Origin of the sequence: Jiangella rhizosphaerae (assembly GCF_003579925.1) — a bacterium.
GTDB lineage: Bacteria > Actinomycetota > Actinomycetes > Jiangellales > Jiangellaceae > Jiangella > Jiangella rhizosphaerae.
Map to the genome: position 1 here is coordinate 1 of NZ_QUAL01000242.1, position 1661 is coordinate 1661.

Annotated in this window: 1 protein-coding gene and 1 pseudogene; one reads left to right on the forward strand and one right to left on the reverse strand. The window is 75.5% G+C overall.

Annotation, left to right across the window (positions count from 1 at the left end; translation table 11 throughout):
• Nucleotides 1–37 precede the first annotated feature (37 nt).
• A complete protein-coding gene (locus tag DY240_RS22780) occupies nt 38–1021 on the reverse strand; it encodes a patatin-like phospholipase family protein (protein WP_119662083.1) in 984 nt (327 codons plus the stop codon).
• Nucleotides 1022–1286: 265 nt separating this feature from the next.
• Between DY240_RS22780 and DY240_RS22785 the strand changes: the two are divergent.
• Nucleotides 1287–1661 (forward strand): annotated as a pseudogene (locus DY240_RS22785) (hypothetical protein); the annotation flags it as partial.

Sequence of the window (1661 nt, forward strand, 5' to 3'; positions counted from 1 at the left end):
CGGCGGGCCCGGGCGCCGGCTCCGGACCCCGGGCCCGTCAGCCGGCGTCGGCCCAGGAGCGGCCCGCCGCGAGCGCCACCGCCGAGGTCCGCAGCGACGTCTCCAGGACCGTGAGGCGCCGGCCGGTGTCCATGACGTTCGCGCCGATCGCGGCGAGGTCCTCGGGGCCGGGGCCGAGGATGGTGACGTCCGTACCCGCGGCGCGCAGCTTCTCCGCCTCGTGCAGGCAGCGCCGGGTGCAGCGTCGCCGCCAGCGCCGTTCCAGCCGCGACAGCAGCGCCCGCGGGTGGTCCAGCTCGAACGAGACCATCGGCGCGACGACGTAGATCTCGTCGAGGCCGAGCCCGCCGAGCAGGTCGACCGACGTGGCCGAGCAGGTGCCGCCGTCGACGTAGCGGTGGCCGCCGATGACGACGGGCGCGAACCAGCCCGGGATGGCGCACGAGGCCATGACGGCCTGGGGCAGCGACGCGCGCGGCTCGCCCGGCCGGCCGAACGGGACGCGGCGGCCGGTCTCGTAGTCCATCGCGACGATCCAGACGCCGGAGTGCGGCGACCATCCGGCGTCCGGCCCGGTGACCGCGTCGACGAGGTCGCCGATGCCGTCGAGCGAGCCGCGGCCGAGCGGCATGAACGCCGACAGGACGGCGGTGGGAGGCATGCGGCGCAGACGGCGGACGTTGCGGCGGACCATCGCCGGCGAGCCGACCCCGAACCTGGGCAGCTGCGGGCGCGAGCCGCCGGTGGCGGTGTCGTAGTCCCAGGTGTGGTCGGCCAGCGGCCCGGCGATCGGGTGGCCGAGCTGGTGGTCACGCAGCTGCGCCGCGTCGAGACCCGCGCCGAGCAGGGCGGCCAGCACGGAGCCCGCGGACGTGCCGAGGATGTAGTCGAAGGACCGGAGGTCGGCACCGGTCGACTCCTCGATGGCACTCAGCGCGCCGACCATCCAGGCCGCGCCCAGGACACCGCCACCGCCGAGCACCAGGCCCCGTCGCGGTCCCGTATGACTAATGGCCTCCATCTATTGATTCTGCTGTAACAAGCTGGTTCGTGCCACGCAGCAATGCCCTGAATGTGACCGAGCCGTGATTGCCCCGTCGCCGGAACGGTTGCCCGGCCGCCCTTTCGACCCTCGCCGGAGGTTGCCCGAGTTGCCCGGATGAGCGGGCAACTGCCCGTCGCCGGGACCCCGTTGACCCCCTCGGTGCCCGGTGGTTTCGATGCTCGTGATGCCGGCACGCCGGCTGGTCGATCCCCCGCTGCTGCCGCCCATTCAGGAGGCCCCGATGACCGCAACGTCCGCGCCGCCCGAGCGGTACGTGAGCCGTGTGCGCCGGCTGCCGGTGCCGGTCACCGAGCCGCCCTTCGACGACGAGGTCGGCATCGTCGTGGCCCGCGGCGGGCGGCGGCCGCCGGCCGGCCGGCCGGAGCCCGGGCCCGTGCAGGAGACGCTGCCCCTCGAGCTGGAGCCCGATGCCATGACCGACGACCTGCTCCGTCCGGTCGGCGTCGGCGAACCGGCGGCGGACAGCCTCTGGCTGCGCTACCCCGGACCCGAACCGCCAGCTCTCACGCCCGGCCCGCCGGCCGCTCGCTCCACCACGCGCGGCCGCGGCGTCGCCTCCGCAGCGCCCGCCGGGAGCGCCCGTGGCACAGCGCCC

Bases quoted from the DNA above. Each gene is read 5' to 3' on its own strand.
- DY240_RS22780 (WP_119662083.1), bottom strand. From the start codon at position 1,021: ATGGAGGCCATTAGTCATACGGGACCGCGACGGGGCCTGGTGCTCGGC.